The sequence below is a fragment of the Streptomyces sp. NPDC047525 genome (assembly GCF_040643025.1).
In the GTDB taxonomy this organism is placed as follows: Bacteria; Actinomycetota; Actinomycetes; order Streptomycetales; family Streptomycetaceae; genus Streptomyces; species Streptomyces durmitorensis.
On record NZ_JBEYTL010000058.1, the window covers coordinates 1 to 1,123 of the forward strand.

Below are 1,123 nucleotides of genomic sequence, written 5' to 3' on the forward strand. Positions count from 1 at the left end.
ACGAGCCGGATGAAGTCTTGCTCTGTGAACGAAAGAAGGCGCTGACGCTCAGCCTCATTAAGGACCGAGCGCCGCGCCTTTGCGGACTTCGGATACACGGGGAGGGCCCCTTTCACGCGGGAAGCGAATGGCGGACATGGCAACTCCTGGATTCGACTCGACTTGTCTCGTCTTTACTGATCTCAACTGTGGCTATTCTCGACTCTGAAAGTGTGTGTGACTGAGAGTGATGAATCTCGATCGCGCCTATCCTTCGCGGCCTACCGGAGGCCGGTCAGCCGAATAGACCGTCCCCCACGAATCGGAATGTCCACCAGACGATGTATCCCAGGGGTGTCATTGCTAGGAGGAATCCCGCCATGCAGATCACGACTACCTGATACCAGCGGACCTCCCGGGACCGGGCGACCATTACCGTGAACAGAAAGAGGAATCCGCAGATGACGTAAATGGTGGTCTGTGTCATGCCGCTCCCCCTCCTTTCTGGAGTGCGTCAGGCCCCGACAGGAACGGATCGGCCGGACCTCTTGTGCGTGCGACCTCTTCGACCTCTTCCGGGGTAACCTGACGGGACCGGGCGCGCAGCCAGCGGCCCCCGGTGGCGACCACGGCGACGCCCTGTTCCTCTTCGGAGATCGTCTGCGCGACGATCACGGCATCGGCGTTGAGGTCGCCCAGCGTCATCTCTGCCGAGGCTTCATCGTGGGCGCGGTGTGCGATCCGGCCGCCGAGCTGGGCGCGCAGGGAGGTGACCCGAGGCCCGAGATCGGAGCCGACGCGTTGCCCGGCCAGCACCAGGTGCACGCCGAGCGCCGCCCCGAGCTGAGCCAGGCGCAGCAGCAGCGTTCCGCACCGCTCGGACGCCTCGCGCCCCTGGCGGGATCCGTCGTTCAGGTACAGCTCTGCAAGCTCATCGACGATCACGACCACCGGCACCGGCCGGATCCCTACGGCAAGGGGCCAGATGGACCGCACGCCCTCTGCCCGGCACAGCCGCATCCGGCCCTGGATCTCCACGATCATCCGCTCCAGCAGGACGATCGCCTGCGCGCGGTCGATGGCCAGCGCCTCGAAGCGCCCGCCGAACGGGCCCAGTTCCATGCCGCCCTTGCAGTCGATGCCG

At 65.2% G+C, this 1,123-nt stretch carries 2 protein-coding genes; both read right to left on the reverse strand.

Annotation, left to right across the window (positions count from 1 at the left end; all coding sequences use genetic code 11):
• Positions 1 to 274: 274 nt before the first annotated feature.
• Complete coding sequence (locus ABZ833_RS45625; protein WP_361060053.1) at positions 275 to 466, reverse strand: hypothetical protein; 192 nt, start codon at positions 464 to 466, stop codon at positions 275 to 277.
• Positions 463 to 1,123: FtsK/SpoIIIE domain-containing protein (locus tag ABZ833_RS45630; protein ID WP_361060056.1), on the reverse strand; the 661-nt coding region annotated here is incomplete at its 5' end. The genes ABZ833_RS45630 and ABZ833_RS45625, both read right to left, overlap by 4 nt.